The organism is Microbacterium sp. PAMC22086, assembly GCF_019443525.1.
Classification (GTDB): Bacteria; Actinomycetota; Actinomycetes; order Actinomycetales; family Microbacteriaceae; genus Microbacterium; species Microbacterium maritypicum.
The window spans coordinates 665,389-688,587 of the sequence record NZ_CP080380.1 but is presented as its reverse complement, the minus strand read 5'-3'; the positions used below and the strand labels follow the sequence as shown (position 1 = coordinate 688,587).

Sequence of the window (23,199 nt, the reverse complement as noted above, 5' to 3'; positions counted from 1 at the left end):
TCCGCTAGAATGGGAGTTCGTGATATCGATGTGGAGAATGCCCTCTGATGACGCCTGAATCCCCTGCTGACGAGACGGAATCGAACACCGGGGGAACCCCCGCAACCGAGGGCACCATTGCACCCAAGGCGAAGCAGCCTGGTGAGTACGGTGCGGATTCGATCCAGATCCTCGAAGGCCTCGAGGCTGTGCGCAAGCGCCCCGGTATGTACATCGGGTCCACCGGGCCTCGAGGACTCCACCACCTGGTCTACGAGATCGTCGACAACTCGGTCGATGAGGCTCTGGCCGGCTACGCCGACACGATCTTCGTCACGATGCTCGCCGATGGCGGCGTGCGCGTCGTCGACAACGGTCGAGGCATCCCGGTCGATCCGCACTCCTCCGACCCGAACAAGTCGACGGTCGAGGTCGTGCTCACGATCCTGCACGCCGGCGGAAAGTTCGGTGGCGGCGCCTACGCCGTCTCCGGTGGTCTGCACGGTGTCGGATCCTCCGTCGTGAACGCGCTGTCGACGCGCTTCGACGTCGAGGTGAAGCAGAAGGGATTCGTCTGGCGGCACAGTTTCGCCGACGGCGGCATCCCGCAGCAGAAGCTCGAGAAGGGCGAGGCGACGGACGAGACCGGAACGAGCATCACGTTCTGGCCGGACTCCTCGATCTTCACCGAGACCATCGAGTTCGACTACGACACGCTGCGCACGCGGTTCCAGCAGATGGCCTTCCTCAACAAGGGCCTCCGCATCGAGCTGCGCGATGAGCGCGAGTCCTCCGCCTACGAGGTCGAGGAAGACGGCTCGACCGTCACCAAGCAGCCGGGAGACGTGTTCTTCTACGAGCGCGGCCTGGTCGACTACGTCGAGTACCTCAACAAGGTGCGTCACGCCGAAGTGGTCAACGACGAGATCATCGCCTTCGAGTCGGAAGACACCGAGCGCAAGATCTCGCTCGAGGTCGCGATGCAGTGGACCACGTCGTATACCGAGAACGTGTTCACCTACGCCAACACGATCAACACCCACGAGGGTGGAACCCACGAAGAGGGCTTCCGCGCGGCACTGACCACCCTGGTCAACAAGTACGCCCGCGCGAACAATCTCCTCAAGGAGAAGGACGACAACCTCTCCGGCGACGACGTGCGCGAGGGACTGACCGCGGTCATCTCGATCAAGCTCGGAGAACCGCAGTTCGAGGGCCAGACGAAGACCAAGCTCGGCAACACCGAAGCCAAGGCCTTCGTGCAGAAGGTCGTCGGCGATCAGCTCGGCGACTGGTTCGAGCGCAACCCGAACCAGGCGAAGAACGTCATCCGCAAGGCGATCGACGCCGCGACCGCCCGCCTCGCGGCGCGGAAGGCGCGAGAGACCGCCCGTCGCAAGAGTGTGTTCGAGTCGGCGGCGATGCCCGACAAGCTCAAGGACTGCACGAGCAAGGACCCGTCGATCAGCGAGATCTTCCTGGTGGAGGGTGACTCGGCCGGTGGTTCCGCGGTGCAGGGTCGCGACCCGCACACGCAGGCGATCCTGGCGCTGCGAGGGAAGATCCTCAACGTCGAGCGCGCGCGTCTGGACAAGGCCCTGGGCAACAAGGAAGTCCAGGCGATGATCCAGGCCTTCGGCACGGGCATCGGTGAAGAGTTCGACATCGAGAAGGCGCGGTATCACAAGATCGTGCTGATGGCCGATGCCGACGTCGACGGCCAGCACATCACCACGCTGCTGCTCACGCTGCTCTTCCGCTACATGCGCGGACTCATCGAGGCCGGTTTCGTGTACCTCGCGATGCCGCCGCTGTACCGCCTGAAGTGGTCGAACTCCGCGCACGAGTACGTGTTCAGCGACGCCGAGCGCGACGCCCTGCTCAAGCATGGCATCGAGAACGGAAAGCGCATCCCGAAGGATGCCGGCATCCAGCGCTACAAGGGTCTCGGCGAGATGAACCCGAAGGAGCTGTGGGAGACGACGATGGATCACACCACGCGCACCCTGCAGCAGATCACCATCGAGGACGCCGCCGCGGCCGACGAGATCTTCAGCGTGCTGATGGGCGAGGACGTCGAGTCCCGACGCAGCTTCATCCAGCGCAACGCCAAGGACGTCCGCTTCCTCGATATCTGATGCCCGCGGGCTCAGACCAGATGTGTGACAGAGAGATTGATTCATGACTGACGAAGAACGCACCGAACCGGAACACGATCACGGCAAGATCGATCAGGTCGACCTGCAGTCGGAGATGCAGCGCAGCTACCTCGACTACGCGATGGCCGTCATCGTGGGGCGCGCGCTCCCCGATGTGCGCGATGGGCTCAAGCCCGTGCACCGCCGTGTGATCTACGGCATGTACGACGGCGGGTTCCGCCCCGACAAGTCGTTCTCGAAGTGCGCCCGTGTGGTGGGCGAGGTCATGGGCCAGTACCACCCGCACGGCGACTCGGCGATCTACGACGCCCTCGTGCGACTGGTGCAGCCGTGGTCGCTGCGGTATCCGCTCGCCCTCGGCCAGGGCAACTTCGGCTCGCCTGGCAACATGGGTGCCGCGGCCCCGCGGTACACCGAGACCAAGATGGCCCCGCTCGCGCTCGAGATGGTGCGCGACATCGAAGAAGACACCGTCGACTTCACCGACAACTACGACGGCCAGACGCAGGAGCCGACGGTCCTGCCGGCCCGGTTCCCGAACCTGCTCGTCAACGGCTCGGTCGGCATCGCGGTCGGCATGGCCACCAACATCCCGCCGCACAACCTGCGCGAGGTGGCCGACGCCGCCCTCTGGGCCCTCGACAACCCCGGCATCTCCCGTGAGGAGCTGCTCGAAGGTCTGATCCAGCGTGTTCCCGGACCGGACTTCCCGACCGGCGCGCAGATTCTCGGGAACAAGGGCATCCACGAGGCGTACCGCACCGGTCGCGGCTCGATCACGATGCGCGCGGTCGTCAACGTGGAGGAGATCCAGGGTCGTACCTGCCTCGTCATCACCGAGCTGCCCTACCAGGTGAACCCCGACAACGTGGCCGTGAAGATCGGCGACCTCGCCCGCGACGGCAAGATCACCGGTATCGCCGACATCCGCGACGAGTCTTCCGACCGCACCGGACAGCGTCTGGTCGTCGTGCTCAAGCGCGACGCCGTCGCGAAGGTCGTGCTGAACAACCTGTACAAGCACACCCAGCTGCAGGAGAACTTCGGCGCGAACATGCTCGCGATCGTCGACGGTGTGCCGCGCACCCTCGCGATCGACGGCTTCATCACGCACTGGATCTCGCACCAGATCGATGTGATCGTCCGGCGCACGGAGTTCCGTCTGCGCGAGGCCGAGAAGCGCATGCACATCCTGCGCGGATACCTCAAGGCGCTCGACGCGCTCGACGAGGTCATCGCGCTGATCCGTCGTTCGCAGACCACCGCGGATGCGAACGAGGGACTCCAGAAGCTCCTCGACATCGACGACATCCAGGCCGACGCGATCCTGCAGATGCAGCTGCGCCGCCTCGCCGCTCTCGAGCGTCAGCGGATCATCGACCAGGCCAACGAGCTCGAGGCCCAGATCACCGACTACAAGTCGATCCTGGCCGATGAGGGTCGTCAGCGCACGATCATCCGCGAAGAGCTGACCGGTATCGTCGACCGCTTCGGAGACGAGCGTCGCACGCACATCCTGCACGGCTTCGACGGTGATGTCTCGATGGAAGACCTCATCGCCGAGGAGGAGATGGTCGTCACCGTCACCCGCGAGGGCTACATCAAGCGCACGCGCAGCGACAACTACCGTTCGCAGCACCGCGGCGGCAAGGGCGTCAAGGGTGCGCAGCTGCGCGCGAACGACATCGTCGAGCACTTCTTCGTGACGACCACGCACCACTGGCTGCTGTTCTTCACCGACAAGGGTCGCGTCTACCGTGCGAAGACCTACGAGGTGCCCGAGGCCGGGCGCGATGCGAAGGGCATGCACGTCGCGAACCTGCTCGCCCTGCAGCCGGACGAGAACATCGCGCAGGTGCTCGACATCCGCGACTACCAGGTGGCGGACTACCTGGTGCTGGCGACGCGCGAGGGTCTGGTCAAGAAGACGCGACTCGAGGCGTACGACACCAACCGTCAGGGCGGCGTCATCGCGATCCGCCTGAACGAGGAGGACGAACTCGTCAGCGCGCTCCTGGTGAACGCCGAGGACGACATCCTCCTCATCAGCCGTCGCGGCATGTCGGTGCGCTTCGAGGCGACCGACGAGGCACTGCGTCCGATGGGTCGTGCCACGGCCGGTGTCCGGGGCATGAAGTTCAAGATCGACGAGGACTGCCTGCTCTCGGCTTCTGTCGCAGCGCCCGGCAAATTCGTCTTCGTCGTCACCGACGGTGGGTACGCCAAGCGCACCGCGGTGGAGGAATACCGCGTGCAGGGACGCGGCGGAACAGGCATCAAGGTCGCCAAGCTCAACGACGATCGGGGCACTCTCGCGGGTGGTCTGATCGTCTCCGAGGACGACGAGGTTTTGGTGGTTCTCTCCAGCGGCAAGGTGGTACGCTCTGCCGTGGCCGAGGTCCCCGCCAAGGGTAGAGACACCATGGGAGTGGTGTTCGCCCGTACGACGGAGGCCGACCGCATCCTCGCCATCGCCCGTAACGGCGAGCGTGGCCTCGCCGAAGACGAGGCGGAAGCGGAGGATGCCGAGACCCAGGCCCCCGAGACGACACAGACCCCCGAGGATACAGACGCATGAGCACAGTGGCCGACAAGCTGGCGAAGAAGTCGACCCGCAAGACCAGTGGCAAGCAGGTACGCCTCCGACTGGTCTACGTGGACTTCTGGTCGGCCGTGAAGCTCTCGTTCCTCGGAGCGGTCGCCCTCGCGGTCGTCACGATGGTGTCGTTCTTCCTCATCTTCCTGGTGTTCCAGGCGACGGGGATCATGACGACGGCGGAGAGCTTCCTGCTCGGCATCACCGACAACAGCTTCGTTCTCTCCGAAGTGGTCGGTCTTCCTCAGGTGATGGCCTTCGCGGCTGTGGTCGCCATCTTGAACCTGATCGTCTTCACGGTGCTCGGCGCCGTGGTGGCCGGAATCTACAACCTCGCCGTGAAGGTGACGGGCGGACTGCTCGTCGGCTTCATGTCGAACTGATCCTCGGAACGGATCAGACGAAGGGCGGATGCTGCGGCATCCGCCCTTCGTCGTTCCTCGTCGCGGTGGTCGCTAGACGACGCCCGTGGTGCCGAGAAGGGTGCCGATGAGCCAGGTCGCGGCCAGGGCGAGCCCGCCGCCGATGACCAGTCGGATCGATGCGCGCACCGGCGCCGAACCCCCGATCTTCGCGGACAGCATGCCCGTCACGGCCAGAGCCAGGAGGACGGCCACGAAGGTGACCGGGACCCGCCACTCCGGGGGCGGAAGCAGGATGGCCAGCAAGGGCAGCAGCGCGCCGAGAGTGAAGGCGATCGCCGACGACATCGCCGCGTGCCACGGATTCACCAGGTCGTCCTGGTCGATGCCGAGCTCGACCTCCAGGTGCGCAGCCAGGGCGTCGTGCGCCGTGAGCTCCTCCGCGACCTGACGCGCCGTCTCGTCGGAGAGTCCACGGTCGCGGTAGAGCTGAGTGAGCTCGTCGAGCTCCGCTGCGGGCATGGTGCGCAGCTCTTCGCTCTCCTTCGCGATGAGGGCACGCTCACTGTCGCGCTGGCTGCTCACCGAAACGTACTCGCCGAGCGCCATCGAGATGGCTCCACCCACGAGGCCGGCGATTCCCGCGGTGAGGAGTGCGGCGTTGTCGGTCGTCGCGCCGGCGACTCCGACCACGAGCGAGGCGACCGAGACGATGCCGTCGTTCGCGCCCAGCACCCCCGCGCGCAACCAGTTCAGTCGCTGACCGAGCCCGGCGCCGTGCGGCTCCCCTTCGTGTGTCGTCATGCCCCCAGTGAAGCAGATCGGCGATGGGGATGTGACGAGGGTGCCCGGTTCGACTCCGAAGCGACAAGAAAGCCAAAGAAGAACATGCGCTTGGCTTTATGAGCTCTCCTGATCTCCCAGCTGAGCAAGCCGTGACGATAGATCGTTCGTCGGGTGCCAAACGATCGGGTGTTTGGCCACCCCGCGGGTGAGTAGTCCGAACGACTCTAGGTATGAGAGATCGTTCCTAGCCGTTTGGGTGGAAACTCGATAGCGGTTGGCGATCTCGATCGCAGTGATTCCTGAAGGAGATTCTCGCGTGAGCCATTCGAGGATTTGAGTCTGACGCATATTGAAGTCCCGGACAGCGCTGCGAAGCGCGGACTGCACCCGCTGCGATTCACGCTGGCGGCCTTCGATGTAGAGGTCGAGCTCGTCGAGAGCCCGTGCGATCACGTGGAGCTGGTGGAGGATGAAGTACGTGAGGTCATTGCCGTCGTCTTCGGTGTATTGGTAGCTGTCGCCATACCTTCCGGGAGCGGCACGGAGGATCTTTGATATCGCAAGGTACTCGGCCAGCCAGTACCCGTTGTGAAGCATCGACCAGTAGAAGGAGGTTCGGGCGATCCTGCCATTTCCATCAGCAAAGTAGTGGTCATACCCGAACATGAAGTGGGTGATGATCGCGCGGACAATGGGAGGGATGTAGGGCGATTCGGACGACGAGCCGTTCGCGAAGGCGCTGAGCTCTCCTAGGCGATCGGGAAGCTCCTCTGCCGGAGGTGGTATGTGAACTTGGACCTCCCCTGCCCAAACGCTTACTCGCTCGTGCTCAGGAGTTTCGATGCGTCCGGCATCTGCGGGGTCGCTCAGGGTTCCTTCGGTAAGGATTCGGTGCAGTTCAAGAATCCACCCGGGCGTGAGCGGGTCACTCGAGAGCTCGGTGACCTGGCGCATAGCGCGGTAGTTGTTGAGGATCATTCGTTCGGACTTAGTCCGCGGGTCTCGTCCAGTGCTCAGGAGCTCCACGGCGACCCGCCGGGTCGTAGAAGCGCCTTCAAGTTGACTCGATGTGATCGCTTCTTCAACGAGAGATCGAACAATGAACTGATCGCGGCCGCCCGGGGTCATGGCAGTGCCGCCCCCGGCTACGCTGCCTCCGGCTCTGCGTCCGATCTCCTCGGTGAGTTGCAGAACTTCGTCGGTCATCGCGAAGGTGAAGGACGATCCGTCCTTTGCTCGCAACGGCACCGTTCGCATCTGGGCACTGCGCTGGAGCTTGAGCCGAAACCACCACTCATCATGAGTGAGGCCGTCTGGCGGAGTCCGGCGGATCAACTGCTCCCAGTGGAGGTAGCGCGAGTCGTCCAGTGGAGGGGTGAACAGGAGCCCACGCACACTATCGGCGTCCTTGTTGAGCACACGTGACTGAAGTTCAACAAGATCTGGAGCCGGATGACGTAGCGGCATGAGTCGATGTCCTCCTGTTCAAAGCATGACAAAACAAAAGACTTGTCTTCTTTTGCTATCTAACTGTACTGCCGAAGAGCGTCAACGAAGCAGGAAGAGACGAGCGGGCATGTTACGGAAAACCCGAATCGGAGTGTCCGGTTGACTCGGTGTCGTGCTCACCCGGCCCGCCGTACCTTGGAATCATGACCACTCAGACTGCGACCCCGGCTCCCGCAACGGCGGTGAAGCCGCCGTTGCGCATCTTCCTCACGATCCTGCACCTGGCAGGCGTCGGCATCCTCGGCGGTGCCATCTTCAGCATGCTCGGCGGGCTCCTCGGCACCGGCCTCGGCCTCCTCTTCGCCGCGGGCATCGGCCTCGTCCTGCTGGTGGGACTGGTCTACGCGTTGTACGGACTCGGCTGGTTCGAGGTCGCGCGCGTCGGCACGCTGTACCTCACGCCGATCGCTCCGCTGCGCCTGCAGCCGCGCGACCGCCCCGGGTTCGTCGGCTGGTTGCGTGCGCTCGGACGTCAGGCGATCGATGGGCGCATGTGGCGTGCGATCGCCAACTTCGCCATCTCCGCACTGCTCGGCTGGGTCGTTCTCCGTCTGTTCTGGGGCCTGGTGTGGTCGATCATCATCTCGTTCGCTCCCCTCACCGCGGCAGACTCCGTCGTGGGTCCGTTCGGCGGCGGAGGCATCCCCGTCGCCTGGGCTCCCCTGGTCGGCATCCTCGGCATCGCGGCGTGCGTCGTCGGCATGATCGGGCTGGCCCTGCTGCATCGCACCCTGTCGCTCGCGATCGTGATCCGCAGCAAGGAGACCGAGCTCACCGAACGCGTGCGTACCTCCACGGCGCAGCGGGAAGGCGCCGTGCGGGCCGCCGACGTGGAGCGCACCCGCATCGAGCGCGACCTGCATGACGGCGTTCAGCCCCGACTGGTCTCGGTCGGCATGACCCTCGGACTCGCGCAGCAGAAGATCGACAGCGATCCCGACGCCGCGAAGGAACTGATCAACGAGGCCCACACCTCCACCAAGGCAGCCATCACTGAGCTGCGTCAGCTGGCCCGCGGCATCCACGCTTCGGTGCTTGACGACCGCGGTCTCGACGCTGCTCTGTCGGCACTCGCCGGACGCTCGCACATCCCCGTGCACCTCGATGTGCGCATGGAGGGTCGCTGCAGTCGCGAGGCCGAGGCCGCCGTGTACTTCTCCATCGCCGAATCCCTGACCAATGCGGCGAAGCACTCGCGGGCCAGTGAAGCGCGGGTGATCGTGCGGCTCCGCGAGGGCAACACCCTCTGGGCACGCGTGGAGGACAACGGCATCGGTGGCGCGCAGGTGCAGCCGGGAGGCGGACTCGACGGGATCGCCAACCGCATCCTCGCCGCGGGGGGAACCTTCCGTCTCGACAGTCCGCAGGGCGGACCGACCAGCCTGGAGGTGAACGTCCCATGCGCATCCTGATCTGCGAGGACTCGGTCCTGCTTCGAGAAGGTCTGGTCCGTCTTCTCGAGGACGCCGGCCACGACGTGGTCTCGGCCCTCCCCGACATCGAAGGTCTCGACCAGGCCGTCGCCACCACGACGCCCGACCTGTGCATCCTGGACGTACGCCTTCCGCCGACATTCACCGACGAGGGCATCCGTGCCGCGCTCGGTCTGCGCTCGACGCATCCGACGCTCGCGATCCTCGTGCTCTCGCAGTACGTCGAGGAGCGGTACGCCTCGGATCTGATCGCAGCGCAGGGGGGTCCGCTGGGCTACTTGCTCAAGGACCGCGTCGCCGATGTCTCCGAGTTCCTCGCCTCCGTGCAGCGGATCTCCGAGGGGGCCACCGTGCTCGACCCCGAGGTCGTCGCGCAGCTGCTGACCCGTCGCAACCGGGACGACCGGATGCTGCGGCTCACCGAGCGCGAACGCACCGTCCTCGCTCTGATCGCGGAGGGGAAGTCGAACCAGGCGATCGCCGGGATCCTGTTCCTCTCGGAGGCCAGTGTCGAGAAGCACATCACCTCCATCTTCCAGAAGCTGGGCTTCGAGCAGGACGAGTCGGGAAACCGCCGCGTGCTCGCCGCCCTCGCCCACATCGAGAACACCGGTGGCCCGACGCCGCCGACCGGCCAGACAGGAGTGGCACGATGACCACCGACAACAACGGCACCCAGGGCGAGCACACCCCGCTCACCCCTCCGCCCGCATCCCCTCCCCAGGCGCCGGCATCGCCGTCCGCTCCGACGCCTCCTCCTCCTTCCGGCGGTGGACGATCGTCGGGGGCCACCGCGGTGATGGTCGTGACCGCGGTCGTCGGCGGACTCGCCCTGCTCGGGGCCGGGGGAACGGCAGCAGCTGCGGCGGCCGGGACCATCGTCTCCTCGAGCCGTCCTGATTCCGTGCAGAGCGTGGAGGTCGACGGACTCGAGAGCGTCGACGTGGACGCCGACGCCAGCAGCATGCGGGTCGAGTTCGGCGATGTCGACGAGGCGACGCTCGCCATCACGAATGGCCGCGGTACGCCGTGGACGTTCGAACGCGACGGCGATGAGCTGGTCGTGCGGAGCCCCCAGGGGGTGTTCGGCTGGTGGATCGGCGCCTGGTTCGGCGACGAGGAGATCGCGGTGCTCACCCTCCCCGAGAGCCTGCGTGACGCGCGACTCGATGCCGACCTGAACCTCGATGCGGGCAGCCTCGACGTGGTCGGCGACTTCGGAGTGCTCGATGTGAGCGTGAGCGCCGGTGCGCTCGATGTCGAGGGAGCCGCGAAGGAACTCGACGTGCAGATGAGTGCGGGTCGCGCCGACATCCTCCTGGACGGCGTCACCATGGCCGATCTGGGTGTCTCCGCGGGTGATCTCACGGTGGAGCTGACGGGGACCCCTCCGACGCAGACGGCAGTCGACGTGAGCGCAGGGACCCTGGATCTGACGGTTCCCGACGTCGAGTACGCGATCACTCAGGACATCAGTGCCGGCACGTTGAACGCCGAGGTCGAGGAGGCATCGAGCTCGCGCAGGAGCATCGACGTCTCGCTCTCGGCGGGTACCGCGACCATCAGACCGGGCCGCTGAACACGGTCGAGGGGGAAGACACTCCCGGGTGCTCCCCCTCGATTCGGATTTTCCGTGTTTCTCCGGTAAAGTCTTGGAGGTTGACGGGGCTATAGCTCAGGCGGTTAGAGCGCTTCACTGATAATGAAGAGGTCCCAGGTTCAAGTCCTGGTAGCCCCACTCCTTAACTCAAGAAAATCCCTTACGGGGCCTTAGCTCAGTTGGTAGAGCGCCTGCTTTGCAAGCAGGATGTCAGGAGTTCGAATCTCCTAGGCTCCACAGGATCGAGAAGCCCCCGGCACCTGCCGGGGGCTTCTTCTTTTCCTGCGTTGTCAGTCGAGATCGATCTCGTAGTGGATCATCCCCGACCGGGAGGCGACGCGATCGTAGAGGCCGCGGGCGGTGGTGTTCGATTCCGCCGTGAGCCAGTAGAGCTTCGCTGAGCCGTGCTGCTCGGCCCAGGCACGTACGTGAGCGATCAGTACCCGGCCGACTCCGCCGCCACGAACCCCGGGAGCGACGAAGAGGTCCTCGAGGTAGCAGTAGTCCGTCATCGTCCACGTTCCCTGGTGTGTCAGCCAGTGCACGATGCCGACCGCGGCGCCGCGGTCGTCGCGCGCGATCGCTCCGCGGATGCCGGACCCGGGGTCGACGAGCCTTCGGAAGGTCGCCGCGGTGGTCGCGTCATCCAGGTCGGTCTCGTAGAAGGCCAGGTATGCCCTCCACAGGGCGTCCCATTCGGCGCGGTCGTCGGCAGTGATCGGCGCGATCGTCGTCATGAGTCGAGGGTAGCGAGTGTGGGCGGAGACGTCATTCGACAGGACGCAGTGCCTGCAGGATCGTGGCGTGCCGCACGAGGAAGGTGCGCTCATCGAGCTTCTTGCGACGCAGCCAGGCGGTGACCTCGTCGTTATGCTTGCTCGCATTGCAGGAGGCGCACGCCGGGACCACGTTCTGGAGCGTGTAGCGGCCGCCGCGCGACACGGGCTGGATGCAGTCGCGCTGCAGAGCGGAGCCTTCGCCGCCGCAGTAGGCGCATCCGCCCCAGGCCTCCATGAGGTCGTACCACTGCTCGTCGGTGAGGTCGTTGTCGACGCGCGCGAGCCGATTCTGTCGGCGCTTGGCGTAGCGTGCACGGGTCGCCGGCGACACATTGGCGGAAGAGACCTTGCGGCGGCGGCGCATGGCCCGATGTTATCGCGGTGGGGAGCGGCGGTCAGCGCGGGTCGGTGGACCGTCGAGGGATCAGACGCATGGGCACGACCACGCTCTCGGGCTCGCGTGTGCGATCGGCGAGGCGCGTGACGGCGAGGCGGGCGGCGATCCGGCCGAGCTCGTCGACCTCGCCGGACACGACGCTGATGCCGAGCACTCGAGCCCATTCCGGATCGTCGAAGCCGATCACGGCAGGTGGTGCGTCACTCTCAGCGATCTCCTCCATGACGCCGAGCAGCACCCGGTTGTTGCCCGCGACGATCGCGGTGGGCGGGTTGTCGAGAGAGCGCAGCTCGCGCACGCTCGCGCGGGATGAGGCGACGGCGTGCGCGTCGGTTCGGAGGAACTCGCGCCACTGGACGTCGGAGTCGTCGAGGACATCGCCCATACCCGCGAGGCGCTGACGGTAGGTGGGGAGCCAGGCGTAGTCGCCGATGAACGCGATGCGCCGGTGGCCGCGCTCGATGAGGTGCCGTGCGACCAGCCGACCGCCTTCGCGATTGTCGAAGACGACGGAGTCGGCGGCGACGTTCTCAGCCGGACGGTCGACGAAGACGACCGGGATGCCGCGAGTCTGCAACTGCGCGTAGTCGCTGTGGTCGACCATCGACGACACGGTGATGACGGCCTTCGTCTGACGATCGGCGAGGTCGAGCGCCACGCGCTTCTCCTGCTCCGGGGATTCGCGCGAGTTCGCCACGGACAGGTGCATGCCCCGTGGTCGGATCTCGTCTTCGACGGCTTGTGCGAGTGCCGAGTAGAAAGGGTTCGTGAAGTCGCCGGTGATGAGACCGATAGAGTCGGCGAGGCGTCCACTGGCCAGGAGGCTGGCGGCGGCGTTGCGCTGGTAATCGAGATCTGCGGCCGCTGCGAGCACGCTGTTGAGGGTCTTCTCACTCACATACGACTCCCCGCCGAGCGCACGCGAAGCCGTCTTCAGACTCACCCCGGCACGGGCGGCGACCTGCGCGAGCGTGGGGCGAGGGGCAACCCCGTCGTCTTCTGGTCTCATCGTCTTCCTTGCCGCGCTTCGAGCGATCTGCTCATTATGACGCCTGCGGAGACAGGAGATGCACCTTCCCCACGCCGCGACCGCTGTGATAGGTTCCTCATCATATGACAGCGATGTCATACCGCCCCACGCAGGCTCACCCGGCATCTGCGACAGGCGAACGACACACAGTGGTGGAGTTTGAGGAGCACATCATGACGGTTGCCCGTCCGAGAAGAGAACGACCCCTGAGCCGCGGCTGGATCGCTGCAGGCGCAGCCCTGACGGTGACCCTCGCGATGCTGACGCCCATGCCGGCGGCAGCCGCCGCAGGAGGCGCCTTCTCATCGTCATTCGAGTCTGCCGATGCCGCCCCCGTGCTCACGGGAACGGGTCAGCCCGTCAATGTGACCGGCAGCCGTTTCGTGCCGGGCAGCATGCTGCCGAGCATCGCGCCGAACGGTGTGACCGCGTCGGCCGAGAATCCTCCCAACGAGGCCGCGACGTTCGCCGCCGACGCGAACGCGTCGACCAAGTGGCTCGCCTTCGCACGCACGGGCTGGATCCGGTACCAGCTCACGGCTGCGCAGCCCCTGCTCCGTTACACGCTCACGTCGGGCGCTGATGCCCCCGAGCGCGACCCCAAGAACTTCCGGGTGCAGGGATCCGACAATGGCACCGACTGGACCACCGTCGACGAGCGCACGGACGAGATGTTCACCGGTCGCGGCCAGACCCGCACTTTCGACCTCGCCGCTCCGAGCGCCGCATATCAGTACTACCGGCTCGAGGTCCTCGAGACCCGCGTCGCCACGACGGGACTCGTTCAGCTCGCCGACTTCGAGCCCCTCACGGCGACCGACGGCGTTCCTGTCGCGCAGGATCTGCGCCTCGCCATCGGCAACGGCCCCACGGCATCCGACACCGCGAAGACCGGCGTCGGTTTCACCGGTACCAAGGCCGTGCAGTACTCCGGCCGCCATCTGGCCGACGGGCCCGCCTCGTCGACCAGCACCCTGTACAGCGACGTCGACATCGACGTGGCTGCGGACAGCGAGCTCTCCTACCTCGTGTTCCCTGTGCTCGACGGTGAGCAGACCTATGCTGCGACGTTCGTCGCTGTCGACCTCGCGTTCGACGACGGTACGACGCTCTCGGCGAGTGGTGCCGTCGACACCTATGGATACGGCACGGATGCGCGCCAGCAGGGACTCTCGAACGCGCTCTGGCCGAACCAGTGGAACAAGGTGACCGTCGACCTCGGCTCGTTCGAGGGGCGCACGATCGACGACATCCTGTTCACCTACGACCACCCGGGATCCGACGTGAAGGGCATCGAGGTGCCCACCGGAGCGACCTCCTTCACGGGCTGGCTCGACGACGTCGAGATCGGTGTCGCCGCCGCACGGGACACCTCGGACGGCTTCGTCTCCTATGTGGACACCCGTCGGGGCACGAACTCGACTGGCGGCTTCTCGCGCGGGAACAACCTGCCTGCCACCGCCTGGCCCAACGGATTCAACTTCATCACACCGATGACCAACGCCGACAACGTCGGGACGATCTACCAGTACCAGCGCGCGAACAATGCGCAGAACAGGACCGGTCTCAACGGCATCGGCTTCTCCCACCAGCCCAGCATCTGGATGGGAGATCGCAACCAGATCGCCGTTCTTCCCGCCGCGAACGCCAATCCCACCTCGAATCTGAACGACCGCAGGATCACGTTCTCGCACGAGAACGAGATCGCGCGCCCCGACATCTACGACGTCACGTTCGACAACGGCATCCGCACTGCGGTGACAGCCACCGATCATGGCGCGATCTATCGGTTCGAGTTCGCAGGTGATGCGAGCTCGATCCTGATCGACCAGCTCGTCGACTCGTCGAAGCTGACGATCTCGGGCGACACGGTCAGCGGCTGGGTCGACGGCGGATCCGGGTGGCCGGGGCGCACGCGTATGTTCGTCTACGGCACGTTCGACCGCGCCCCGTCCGCGGCGGGACCCACCACGGTGGGTAACCGCAACGCCACCGCGCGCTATGCGGCATTCGATACGACCAGCGACCGCACGGTCGAGCTGCGGCTGTCGTCGTCGTTCATCTCGCAGGAACAGGCCGAGAAGAACCACGGCTTCGAGGTCGAAGGCGTCTCCTTCGATGAGGCGCATGCCGCCGTCAAGGATGCGTGGAACGAGCGACTCTCCGTCGTGCATGACGTCAAGGGGGCCAGCGACACCCAGCTCGTCACCCTCTACTCGAGTCTCTACCGACTGAATCTGTACCCGAACTCGCAGTTCGAGAACACGGGTACCGAGACAGACCCCGTCTTCAAGTACGCGAGCCCTGTGTCGGCGACGACCGGGCAGGCCAGCGACACCCAGACCAACGCCAAGATCGTCGACGGCAAGGTCTATGTGAACAACGGCTTCTGGGATACCTATCGAACCGCGTGGCCGCTGTACTCGTTGCTCTACCCCGAGGTTACAGAGGAGCTCGTCGACGGCTTCGTGCAGCAGTATCGCGACGGCGGCTGGGTCGCCCGATGGTCCTCCCCCGGCTATGCGGATCTCATGACCGGCACGAGCTCCGACGTCGCCTTCGCGGAAGCGTATCTCGCCGGCGCCCTCAGCACCGATACGGCACTCGAGGCGTACGACGCCGCGGTCAAGAACGCCACGGTGCTCCCGGCATCCAACGCCGTCGGCCGCAAGGGCCTCGGCCAGTCGATCTTCCTCGGGTACACCGAGGAGACGACGCACGAGAGCGCATCCTGGGGCCTCGAGGGCTACATCAACGACTTCGGGATCTCGGAGATGGCGAAGGCCCTCTCCGAGGACCCGAACACCCCGGCCGATCGCGTGGCGCAGCTCGAGGAGGAAGCCACGTACTTCGAGGCGCGCGCCGAGCACTACGTCGAGATGTACAACCCCGAGGCGGGCACGTTCACCTCCCGCAATGCCGACGGCACCTGGACCTCGGGCGCCGACTTCGACAAGAAGGCCTGGGGCGGTGCCTTCACGGAGGCGAGCGCGTGGACCTTCGGGTTCCATGCTCCGCACGACGTGGATGGCCTGGCCGCCCTCTACGGCGGGCGCCAGGGACTCGTCGACGTGATGCACGACTTCCTCACCACGCGAGAGAAGGCCGACTACTCCGGCATCCACGAGGCGAGGGAAGCGCGCGACGTGCGACTCGGGATGCTCGGCATGTCGAACCAGATCGCACATCACATCCCCTACGTGCTCGCCGAAGCCGGTGACCCGTCGGGGGCGCAGGAGCTGATCAGCGACATCCAGGACCGTCTCTTCGTGGGTTCCGACATCGGCCAGGGGTATCCGGGCGACGAGGACAACGGCGAGTTCTCGGCCTGGTACGTGTTCTCGGCGCTGGGCTTCTACCCGCTCGAGGTCGGCTCCGGCGACTACACCATCGGCTCACCGCTCTTCGACAGTGCGACGCTCTCGATCGGTGACAAGGAACTGGTGATCAACGCTCCCGGAGCATCCGCGGGCGACAAGTACGTCGCAGGCGCCAGCATCAATGGCACGGCGATCACCGAGACGACGTTCGACGGCGACCTGGTGCGCGACGGCGGCACGCTCGACTTCACCATGAGCGCGACGCCTTCGACCTGGGGCGCCAAGGACCTCGACGAGAAGCTCGACGTGCCCACCACGCTGGTGGATGCGACGAAGGTCGGCCGCGGAGTTCTGGCGGCGACTGACGGCACCCCCGTCGGTGCTCTGGCCGACGACAGCATGAACTCGAAGGTCTCGTTCTCGGGCGACACCGCCGAGCTCGTCTGGACCTCGCAGTCCGGACCCGTCTCCATCGGTCAGTACACGCTCACCAGCGCGGCGAAGACGAATGCCCCGTCCAGCTGGAAGCTGGAGGGTTCGCTCGACGGCAGCACGTGGACCGAGCTGGACAGTCGCTCCGGTGAGTCGTTCACGTGGGACTCGCAGACGCGCCCCTTCACGGCCGCGAACCAGGATGGCTACACGAGCGTGAGAGTGACGTTGAAGACGGATGCGGCAACGCTGGCACTGTCGGAGATCGAGCTCTTCGCCTCCGCCTCGGCGGCAGACGGATTGTCGATCGCGCCCGGTGCGCCGCAGGGTGTGGCGGTCGACCGCGAGTTCTCCGGCCCGCTCGCGACCGTGGTCGGGACGGAGACCGAGGCCTCCGGCTACACCGTCACCGTCGACTACGGTGATGACGCTCCGGTAGATGAGGTGAAGCTGATGCGCGACGACCTCGGCGGATGGAAGGTGAGTGCGCCGCACACCTTCACGGTGCCAGGCACTTACTCGGCCGCCGTCACGGTGCGGGACTCGGCAGGTGCGGTGGCTCAGACCACCGCGACGGTCACCGTGTTCCGAGACGAGACGCTGAACGGCGCCTTCAACAACGTCTGCATCGGCGACCTCGGTGTCACGGCTGCGAACTGCGATTCACAGGGCCACGGCTACTTCCGCGACAAGATCAACGCCGACGGGTTCGTGCAGGGTCAGACCCTCACGGTCCCCGGGACGACGCTGACCTACGACCTCCCGGCGATCCCGGCGGGGGCTCCCGACAACATCACAGGTGAAGGACAGACGGTCAAGGTGTCGTTCGGTAGCGGCGCGAAGCAGATCGCGTTCATCGGAACGGCCACCGAGAGCAATCGCGACTCCATCGCGACGCTGCACTTCACCGACGGCTCGACGCAACAGGTGACGATCAGCCTCGGCGACTGGGTCGGTGCATCAGGGAATCCGTACAAGAGCAATACCGTGCTCGCCGTCTCGGAGGGACGCCTCTCGGGAACCGGTGCTGAGGGGTCGGTCAAGAACACCGCCATCTATGCCACGGCTCCGATCGATCTCGCGGTGGACGAGGACGGTGTCGCCAAGGTCGTCGAGTCGTTCACGATGCCGAAGGAGGCCGGCTCGCTCAACGATGGACGCGTGCACATCTTCGCGATCGCCTCCGATGGCGAGCATGCGGCCATGGAGCCGTTGAGCGTCACGGCTGGCGCTGTGGGAGAGCAGATCGCGGGCGAGGAGTTCGAGGCGTCCCTCGCCGTCATCGCGGGCGGACAGGGTGAGACCTCGGCGGTCGTGAACTGGGGAGACGGCTCACCCGTCGCGCCGGTGTCGATCGTGGACGGCGCCGTCACCGGCACCCACACCTACGCCGTCGCCGGCGCCTATGCGGTGACGGTGACGGCGGACGACGGGGTGCGGTCGGCTGGGGCGCAACTCGAGATCGCGGTCGTCGATCCCGAGCCCGAGTACACACCCGAGATCCAGGTGACTCCCACGGCGACGCCGGGCGACACCGTGACGATCACCGGAACGGGCTTCGCGCCGAAGGAGAACGTCTCTATCCGCATCGACGATGAGACCCCGGTACAGACATCGGCCGACGAGAGCGGTCGTCTCGATGCCGACCTGATGGTGCCGGTCGATGCGATCGATGGTTCCCACCCGGTGATCGCGCTCGGCGAGGTCTCTCAGGTCGAGGCTCGTGCCTCTGTTCTGGTCGCTGCCGATCCGCAGGCCCCGCGCAAGACCTCGGTGGCGCTCGCGGCCGGGGCCGACGATCCGGTTGCCGGCGAGTCGATCCCCCTGGTGGCGACGGTGAAGCCTGCGGGTGCCGCCGGCAAGGTCGACTTCTTCGAGGGGGACGATGTAGTGGGCTCGGCCGAGGTCACCGGCGGTACGGCCACTGCCGATGTCACCATTGCGACCTCGGGCGTGCACACCTACGTGGCGCGCTTCATCCCGTCCGACGAGACGGCCTACCGTGGCTCGGAGTCGTCACCGCTCACGATCAACGCGCGCGACACCCCGGTGCTGCAGGCGGAGCTCGTGATCGGAGCGAGCACGGTGGCGCAAGGCGGCACCGTGCAGGTGACGGGGCGGGGATTCGGCTCCGGAGAGACCATCTCGCTCACGCTCCACTCCGAGCCCCTCCACCTGGCTGAGGTCGTCGCCGACGCGAACGGTGCGTTCCGCGTGGAGGTGACGATCCCGGCAAAGGCGGAGGTCGGTGACCACACGCTGATCGCCGTGGGAGCACGCACAGGACTGACAGCACAAGGAGACCTCACTGTCACGGCCGCGGCGGGCGCAGGTGGCGGTCTCGCCGGCACCGGTGGTGCGGTTCCGGCCGCGGTGATCGCGATCCTGTTCCTGCTCGTGGTGACCGGGGGGGTGCTCGTGACCCGTCGGCGCCGCATGGAGTCCTGACCCCTTGCGAGAAGAGGCCGCCCTCCCCGTGATCGGGGAGGGCGGCCTCTCAGGCTGATCGAGCGAGGCTCAGATCACCGAGGTGAGCTCGTGCGGCGCGACGTTCAACCGCTCTCCCCCGTCGGCCGTGACCACGACGATGTCCTCGACGCGGGCACCCCATTCGCCGGCGAAGTAGATGCCGGGCTCGATGCTGAACGCCATGCCCTCGCGCAGCACCAGATCGTTGCCCGGGGCGATGTAGGGCTCCTCATGCACCGAGACGCCGATGCCGTGCCCCGTGCGGTGCAGGAAGGCCTCACCCAGGCCCGCCTCGGCGAGCACGCTACGCGCCGCGGCATCGACCTCGGCTGCGGTGATTCCTGGACGCACGGCATCCACGGCCGCCTGCTGCGCTCGCACGAGAACCGCGATGCGCTCAGCCGCTGCGGGGTCGGGGGCGCCGACGGCGTAGGTCCTGGTGCTGTCGGAGTTGTAGCCGCTCGGCACCGCACCGCCGATGTCGACGACGACCACATCGCCGTTCTCGATCACCCGGTCCGAGACCTCATGATGCGGGTCGGCGCCGTTCGGGCCCGACCCGACGATCACGAACTCGACCGTGCGGTGGCCCTCGGCGACGATGGCCTCGGCGATGTCGGCGGCCACCTGGCGCTCGGTGCGTCCTGCCCGCAGCCACTCGTGCACGCGGCGGTGCACCGCGTCGATGGCGTCGGCTGCTCGCCGCAGTTCTGTGATCTCTTCGGCGTCCTTGATCATCCGCCCCTCCCGCAGCACCGGAGTCGCGAGCTCCAGGCGCACGCCCAGTCGTTCGCCGATCGGGATGACGTGCAGGGCGGGAAGGGCGTCGGAGACACCCACGCGCGATGCGGTGCCCACGGTTGCGGTTACCAGTGCATACGGGTCTTCACCGTCGACCCAGTCGGCGATGGCGAGTCCGAGCTCGCCCACCGCGGTGGTGCGCACCTTCGCCAGCTCCATCCTCGGCACCACGACCGTCGGGGTGACGCCGGGTCCGAGCACCAGAGCGGTGAGTCGCTCGATCGTGTCGCCCTCGACGCCGACCAGATACTGCAGATCGGGGCCCGGTCCCACGATGATGGCGTCGAGCCCGGCCTCGGCGGCGAGGGAGGCGGCACGGGCGAGGCGGGCGGCGTAGACGGCGGCGGGGAAGGGCAGTGTGCTCACACGCTCCACGCTACTGCGCGTCAGCTGATCGCGACACGGATGCGCTCGGCCAGGAAAGCGAGGTCTGCCTCCGTGAGATCGGTCACCGCATACGCGGTAGGCCAGACGGTGCCGTCGTCGAGGTTCGAGATCGGCTCGAAGCCGAAGGTGCCGTAGCGCACCTTGAACTTGCTCGCCGGCTGGAAGAAGCAGAGCACCTTCCCGTCGCGACCCCACGCCGGCATCCCGTAGTACGTGCGAGGGACGAGCTCGGGGGCGACCTCGGAGACGAGAGCGTGCAGCTTGTTCGACAGAGCCTGGTCTTCGGGAGTGAGCTTCTCGATGGCCTCCTTGAGGTCGGCCTCCCCCGCTGCCCGCAGCTCTTCCGGTGACTTCTTCGCCCGGGAACGCCGTGTGCGGGCCTCCTTCGCGGCAGCCTGCATGGCCTCGCGTTCCTCGGCGCTGAAGTTCTTCTCGTTCTCGGCCATGATCGGTCCTCTCGATGTGCTGCCGGTGTGGTGCTCACACTACGGAGGAAGGACACGGATGCGCTTCTCGATTCCTGATCGATCCCTCGCCGCGCCGCACCCGAGTGCCAGACTGACGCCATGACGACAGTCTTCACCGGCCGCATCCGCCCGTTCGCGCCGAGCACAGACATCGAAGTCGAAGCCATGGCGGTCGACGACGCCACGATCGTGGCCGTGGGTTCGGCGGAGGAGATTCGCCGCACCTACCCCGACGCCAAGATGGTCGCACTCGACGGATGGGTCATGCCGGGGCTGATCGAGCCGCACGGGCATCCCGGGTTCGCCGCGATCCTGCTCTCCGATCTGGTCGTCGACCTCCGGCCCGTGGTCGTGCCCCGGGCCGAGGATGTCCTCGCAGCTCTGCGCACGGCGGTCGCGGAGGCCGACGGGGAACCCGTCTTCGCGAACGGATGGGACTCGCTGCTGCAGCGCGGACTCCCCGACCCCGACATCCGCTTCCTCGACGACCTCGCCGGCCGTGTTTCTCTCGTCGTGATCCACAACTCCGGGCACTCGGTTTACTTCAACACCGCCGCCGCGCTCGCTGCAGGCATCGACCGCACCACACCCGATCCGGTCGGCGCCTCGTTCGGTCGTGATGCCGAGGGGGAGCTCACCGGCGTCGCGCTCGAGGCGGCTGCGGTCGAGATGGTCGTCGCCCCGATGCTCGCCACGGCGCAGGAGCATCTCCCCCGCATCCTTCCTGCGCACCTGCGCGATCTGGCCGCGCGCGGCATCACCACCGTGTCCGACCTGTCGTGGAATCGAGGACTCGATCCTCTCATCGACGCCCTGCGCGCGAAGGGTGCGATGCCGGTGCGCCTGCGGTGGTACGAGATGTCCCGTCCGGGTGGGATGCCCTCCGCACGAGGCGGCGGCGATGCGTTCTTCCGCCAGACGGGCGTGAAGACGTGGTCGGACGGCTCTCCGTGGGTCGGCAACATCGCCACGTCCTTCCCCTATCTCGACACCCCGGCGACCCGTGCGCTCGGACTCGAGCCCCACCACATCGGGCGGGCGAACTACACCTCGGACGAGCTCTCGGCCATCGCCGAGCCCTATGCCGCCGCGGGCTGGCAGCTGGCCTGTCACGCGCACGGGGACCGCGCGATCGATGCGACCCTCGACGTCTACGCGCAGATCATCGCGCGGCACGGACTCACCGATCATCGCTTCCGGCTGGAGCACTGCGGCGCCATGACGCCAGCGCAGTTCGAGCGCGCGGCGTCTCTGGGATTCACGGTCAGCCTGTTCGTCGACCACATCACGTACTGGGGCGAGGTGCTCGTCGATGACCTCTTCGGTCCGGAACACGGGGGCGCATGGGCAGATGCCGGCGCCGCGTTCGCAGCCGGCCACCGCATGACGTTCCACAACGACGGGTGGGTCACCCCCGACGAGCCCTTCCGCAACATGGCAGTCGCCGAGACCCGCACCACCCGCAACGGGTATCGCATGCCCGGCGGCTCACCGGTCACCAGGGATCAGGCGCTCCTCGCGCACACGGTGAACGCGGCCTGGCAGCTGTTCAGCGAGCACGAGGTGGGTGCCCTCGCCCCCGGCCTCTTCGCGGACTTCATCGTGGTGGATCGCGACCCGGTCACGGTGTCCTCCGAAGAGCTCGCCGCGACGCAGGTGAAGTCCACGTACGTGGCCGGTGTGCGAGTGGTCTGACGCGCTGTCATCGCCCATCGTCGTCGACGGATAGTGTGTGATCCATGGACCTGCGTGTCGCGGCGTACGCGGTCGTCACCGATGACGACGGGCGGCTACTGCTGGCGCGCTGGACCGAGGGCCGTCGCGTGGCGTGGACGATGCCGGGCGGCGGGCTGGAGGCCGGTGAGTCGCCGGAGGACGCGGTGCGTCGCGAGCTTCGCGAGGAGACCGGCTACACAGTCAAGGTCGGCGAACTGCTCGGCATCCATTCCCGGGTGATCCCCGCCGGTCGTCGCGTGCAGAAGGCCGCGGATCCGCTGCATACCCTGCGCATCGTGTACCGCGCCGAGGTGACGGGTGGCAAGCTCCGGTTCGAGACCGGCGGTTCGACCGACATGGCCGAGTGGTTCCCCCTGAAGACGGTCGCGGAGCTGCAGCGCGTCAAACTGGTCGACATCGCGCTGAGGATGGCCGGCATCCTCTGACCGACCCTGTCGACGTGCTGCGCTCGTGCCGCGAACGCGGCGATGAGGATCAGCGCTCTTCGGGCACCGAGATGTCGGCGACGATGGCGCCGTACGCGGCGATCAGGTCGTCCGCCTCGACGAACAGGCTGTACCCATGGGCACCCGCGCCCATGGCGATCCGCTCACCGACGATCGACTCGTCGGCGTAGATCGGCCAATCCGTGGTGCTGCCGATCGGGACGATGGTTCCCCGTTCGTAGCCGGTCGCCGCGAGCGCCAACTCGGGCTCGGGCAGGCGCAGCTTGTTCACACCGACCAGAGCACGCAGCTTGGGCCAGGAGATCGATCGACCACCCGGCACGAGCGCGAACAGGAACGTGTCATCCGACCGCTTCACGACGAGGGTCTTCACGATGCCCGACGCCGGGATGCCGAGCAGTTCTGCTGCCTCGAAGAGGCTGCCGGCGGCGGGTCGTTCGCGGATTTCGATCTCGAGTCCCCGGGCCGCGGCCGCCTCTTTCACCCGGGCATGCTGATCGCCTCCGTCAC

17 protein-coding genes and 2 tRNA genes are annotated in these 23,199 nt (G+C 66.6%); 11 read left to right on the top strand and 8 right to left on the bottom strand.

All coding sequences use genetic code 11. The features are described from left to right. The first annotated feature begins 47 nt into the window (after positions 1–47). Genes gyrB through KY497_RS03300 form a run of 3 tightly spaced genes read left to right on the top strand, consistent with a single transcriptional unit; the run spans position 48 to position 5,117 of the window. The gene (gene gyrB / locus KY497_RS03310; protein ID WP_174799515.1) at positions 48–2,117 is read left to right on the top strand and encodes a DNA topoisomerase (ATP-hydrolyzing) subunit B; all 2,070 of its coding nucleotides are present in this window, start codon (positions 48–50) and stop codon (positions 2,115–2,117) included. Between the two features lie 43 nt (positions 2,118–2,160). Then, positions 2,161–4,716, top strand: coding sequence for a DNA gyrase subunit A (gyrA, locus tag KY497_RS03305; RefSeq protein ID WP_055875450.1), 2,556 nt, complete (start codon positions 2,161–2,163; stop codon positions 4,714–4,716). Next, positions 4,713–5,117, top strand: coding sequence for a DUF3566 domain-containing protein (locus KY497_RS03300; protein ID WP_141385621.1), 405 nt, complete (start codon positions 4,713–4,715; stop codon positions 5,115–5,117). Before gyrA ends, KY497_RS03300 begins: the two co-directional genes overlap by 4 nt. A 72-nt stretch (positions 5,118–5,189) precedes the next feature. Here KY497_RS03300 and KY497_RS03295 read toward each other — a convergent pair whose 3' ends face one another. Together KY497_RS03295 and KY497_RS03290 are read right to left on the bottom strand one after the other, a co-directional pair. Beyond that, the gene (locus KY497_RS03295; RefSeq protein WP_141385620.1) at positions 5,190–5,900 is read right to left on the bottom strand and encodes a VIT family protein; all 711 of its coding nucleotides are present in this window, start codon (positions 5,898–5,900) and stop codon (positions 5,190–5,192) included. A 96-nt stretch (positions 5,901–5,996) separates the two neighbouring features. Further along, positions 5,997–7,088 carry a Fic family protein gene (locus tag KY497_RS03290; protein ID WP_258185838.1) on the bottom strand — a complete coding sequence of 364 codons (1,092 nt, stop codon included), beginning with the start codon at positions 7,086–7,088 and terminating at the stop codon, positions 5,997–5,999. Positions 7,089–7,534: 446 nt separating this feature from the next. Between KY497_RS03290 and KY497_RS03285 the strand changes: the two genes are divergently transcribed. The 5 genes from KY497_RS03285 (at position 7,535) to KY497_RS03265 (ending at position 10,661) form a co-directional block, all read left to right on the top strand. Beyond that, positions 7,535–8,803, top strand: coding sequence for a histidine kinase (locus tag KY497_RS03285; RefSeq protein WP_219869816.1), 1,269 nt, complete (start codon positions 7,535–7,537; stop codon positions 8,801–8,803). Further along, on the top strand, positions 8,791–9,480 hold the full coding sequence (locus KY497_RS03280) for a response regulator transcription factor (protein WP_055875456.1): 690 nt from the start codon (positions 8,791–8,793) through the stop codon (positions 9,478–9,480). The genes KY497_RS03285 and KY497_RS03280 overlap by 13 nt, the downstream gene beginning before the upstream one ends. Further along, a complete protein-coding gene (locus KY497_RS03275) occupies positions 9,477–10,403 on the top strand; it encodes a hypothetical protein (protein WP_219869815.1) in 927 nt (308 codons plus the stop codon). Before KY497_RS03280 ends, KY497_RS03275 begins: the two co-directional genes overlap by 4 nt. 85 nt (positions 10,404–10,488) lie before the next feature. After that, a tRNA-Ile gene (locus KY497_RS03270) sits at positions 10,489–10,562 on the top strand. 26 nt (positions 10,563–10,588) lie between these two features. Next, positions 10,589–10,661, top strand: a tRNA-Ala gene (locus KY497_RS03265). Positions 10,662–10,714: 53 nt separating this feature from the next. Here KY497_RS03265 and KY497_RS03260 read toward each other — a convergent pair. Genes KY497_RS03260 through KY497_RS03250 form a run of 3 tightly spaced genes read right to left on the bottom strand, consistent with a single transcriptional unit; the run spans position 10,715 to position 12,609 of the window. Beyond that, on the bottom strand, positions 10,715–11,161 hold the full coding sequence (locus tag KY497_RS03260) for a GNAT family N-acetyltransferase (RefSeq protein ID WP_218681961.1): 447 nt from the start codon (positions 11,159–11,161) through the stop codon (positions 10,715–10,717). A 31-nt stretch (positions 11,162–11,192) separates the two neighbouring features. Then, the gene (locus tag KY497_RS03255) at positions 11,193–11,567 is read right to left on the bottom strand and encodes an HNH endonuclease (protein ID WP_219869814.1); all 375 of its coding nucleotides are present in this window, start codon (positions 11,565–11,567) and stop codon (positions 11,193–11,195) included. Positions 11,568–11,598: 31 nt separating this feature from the next. Further along, a complete protein-coding gene (locus tag KY497_RS03250; protein WP_167497355.1) occupies positions 11,599–12,609 on the bottom strand; it encodes a LacI family DNA-binding transcriptional regulator in 1,011 nt (336 codons plus the stop codon). Between the two features lie 194 nt (positions 12,610–12,803). Between KY497_RS03250 and KY497_RS03245 the strand changes: the two genes are divergently transcribed. Next, the gene (locus KY497_RS03245; protein WP_219869813.1) at positions 12,804–18,830 is read left to right on the top strand and encodes a GH92 family glycosyl hydrolase; all 6,027 of its coding nucleotides are present in this window, start codon (positions 12,804–12,806) and stop codon (positions 18,828–18,830) included. Positions 18,831–18,899: 69 nt separating this feature from the next. Here KY497_RS03245 and KY497_RS03240 read toward each other — a convergent pair whose 3' ends face one another. Then, on the bottom strand, positions 18,900–20,018 hold the full coding sequence (locus tag KY497_RS03240; protein ID WP_141385604.1) for a Xaa-Pro peptidase family protein: 1,119 nt from the start codon (positions 20,016–20,018) through the stop codon (positions 18,900–18,902). A gap of 20 nt (positions 20,019–20,038) precedes the next feature. Further along, positions 20,039–20,485, bottom strand: a complete 447-nt coding sequence (locus KY497_RS03235; protein ID WP_055871574.1) for a DUF1801 domain-containing protein — start codon at positions 20,483–20,485, stop codon at positions 20,039–20,041. Positions 20,486–20,605: 120 nt separating this feature from the next. Between KY497_RS03235 and KY497_RS03230 the strand changes: the two genes are divergently transcribed. Then, complete coding sequence (locus KY497_RS03230) at positions 20,606–22,201, top strand: amidohydrolase (protein WP_219869812.1); 1,596 nt, start codon at positions 20,606–20,608, stop codon at positions 22,199–22,201. 44 nt (positions 22,202–22,245) lie between these two features. Beyond that, positions 22,246–22,668, top strand: coding sequence for an NUDIX hydrolase (locus tag KY497_RS03225; protein ID WP_055871579.1), 423 nt, complete (start codon positions 22,246–22,248; stop codon positions 22,666–22,668). 49 nt (positions 22,669–22,717) lie between these two features. Here the strand turns inward: KY497_RS03225 and KY497_RS03220 are convergent, their stop codons facing one another. After that, positions 22,718–23,173 (bottom strand): aminoacyl-tRNA deacylase, encoded by a 456-nt coding sequence (locus KY497_RS03220; protein ID WP_174799514.1) that lies wholly within the window; start codon positions 23,171–23,173, stop codon positions 22,718–22,720. Positions 23,174–23,199 lie beyond the last annotated feature (26 nt).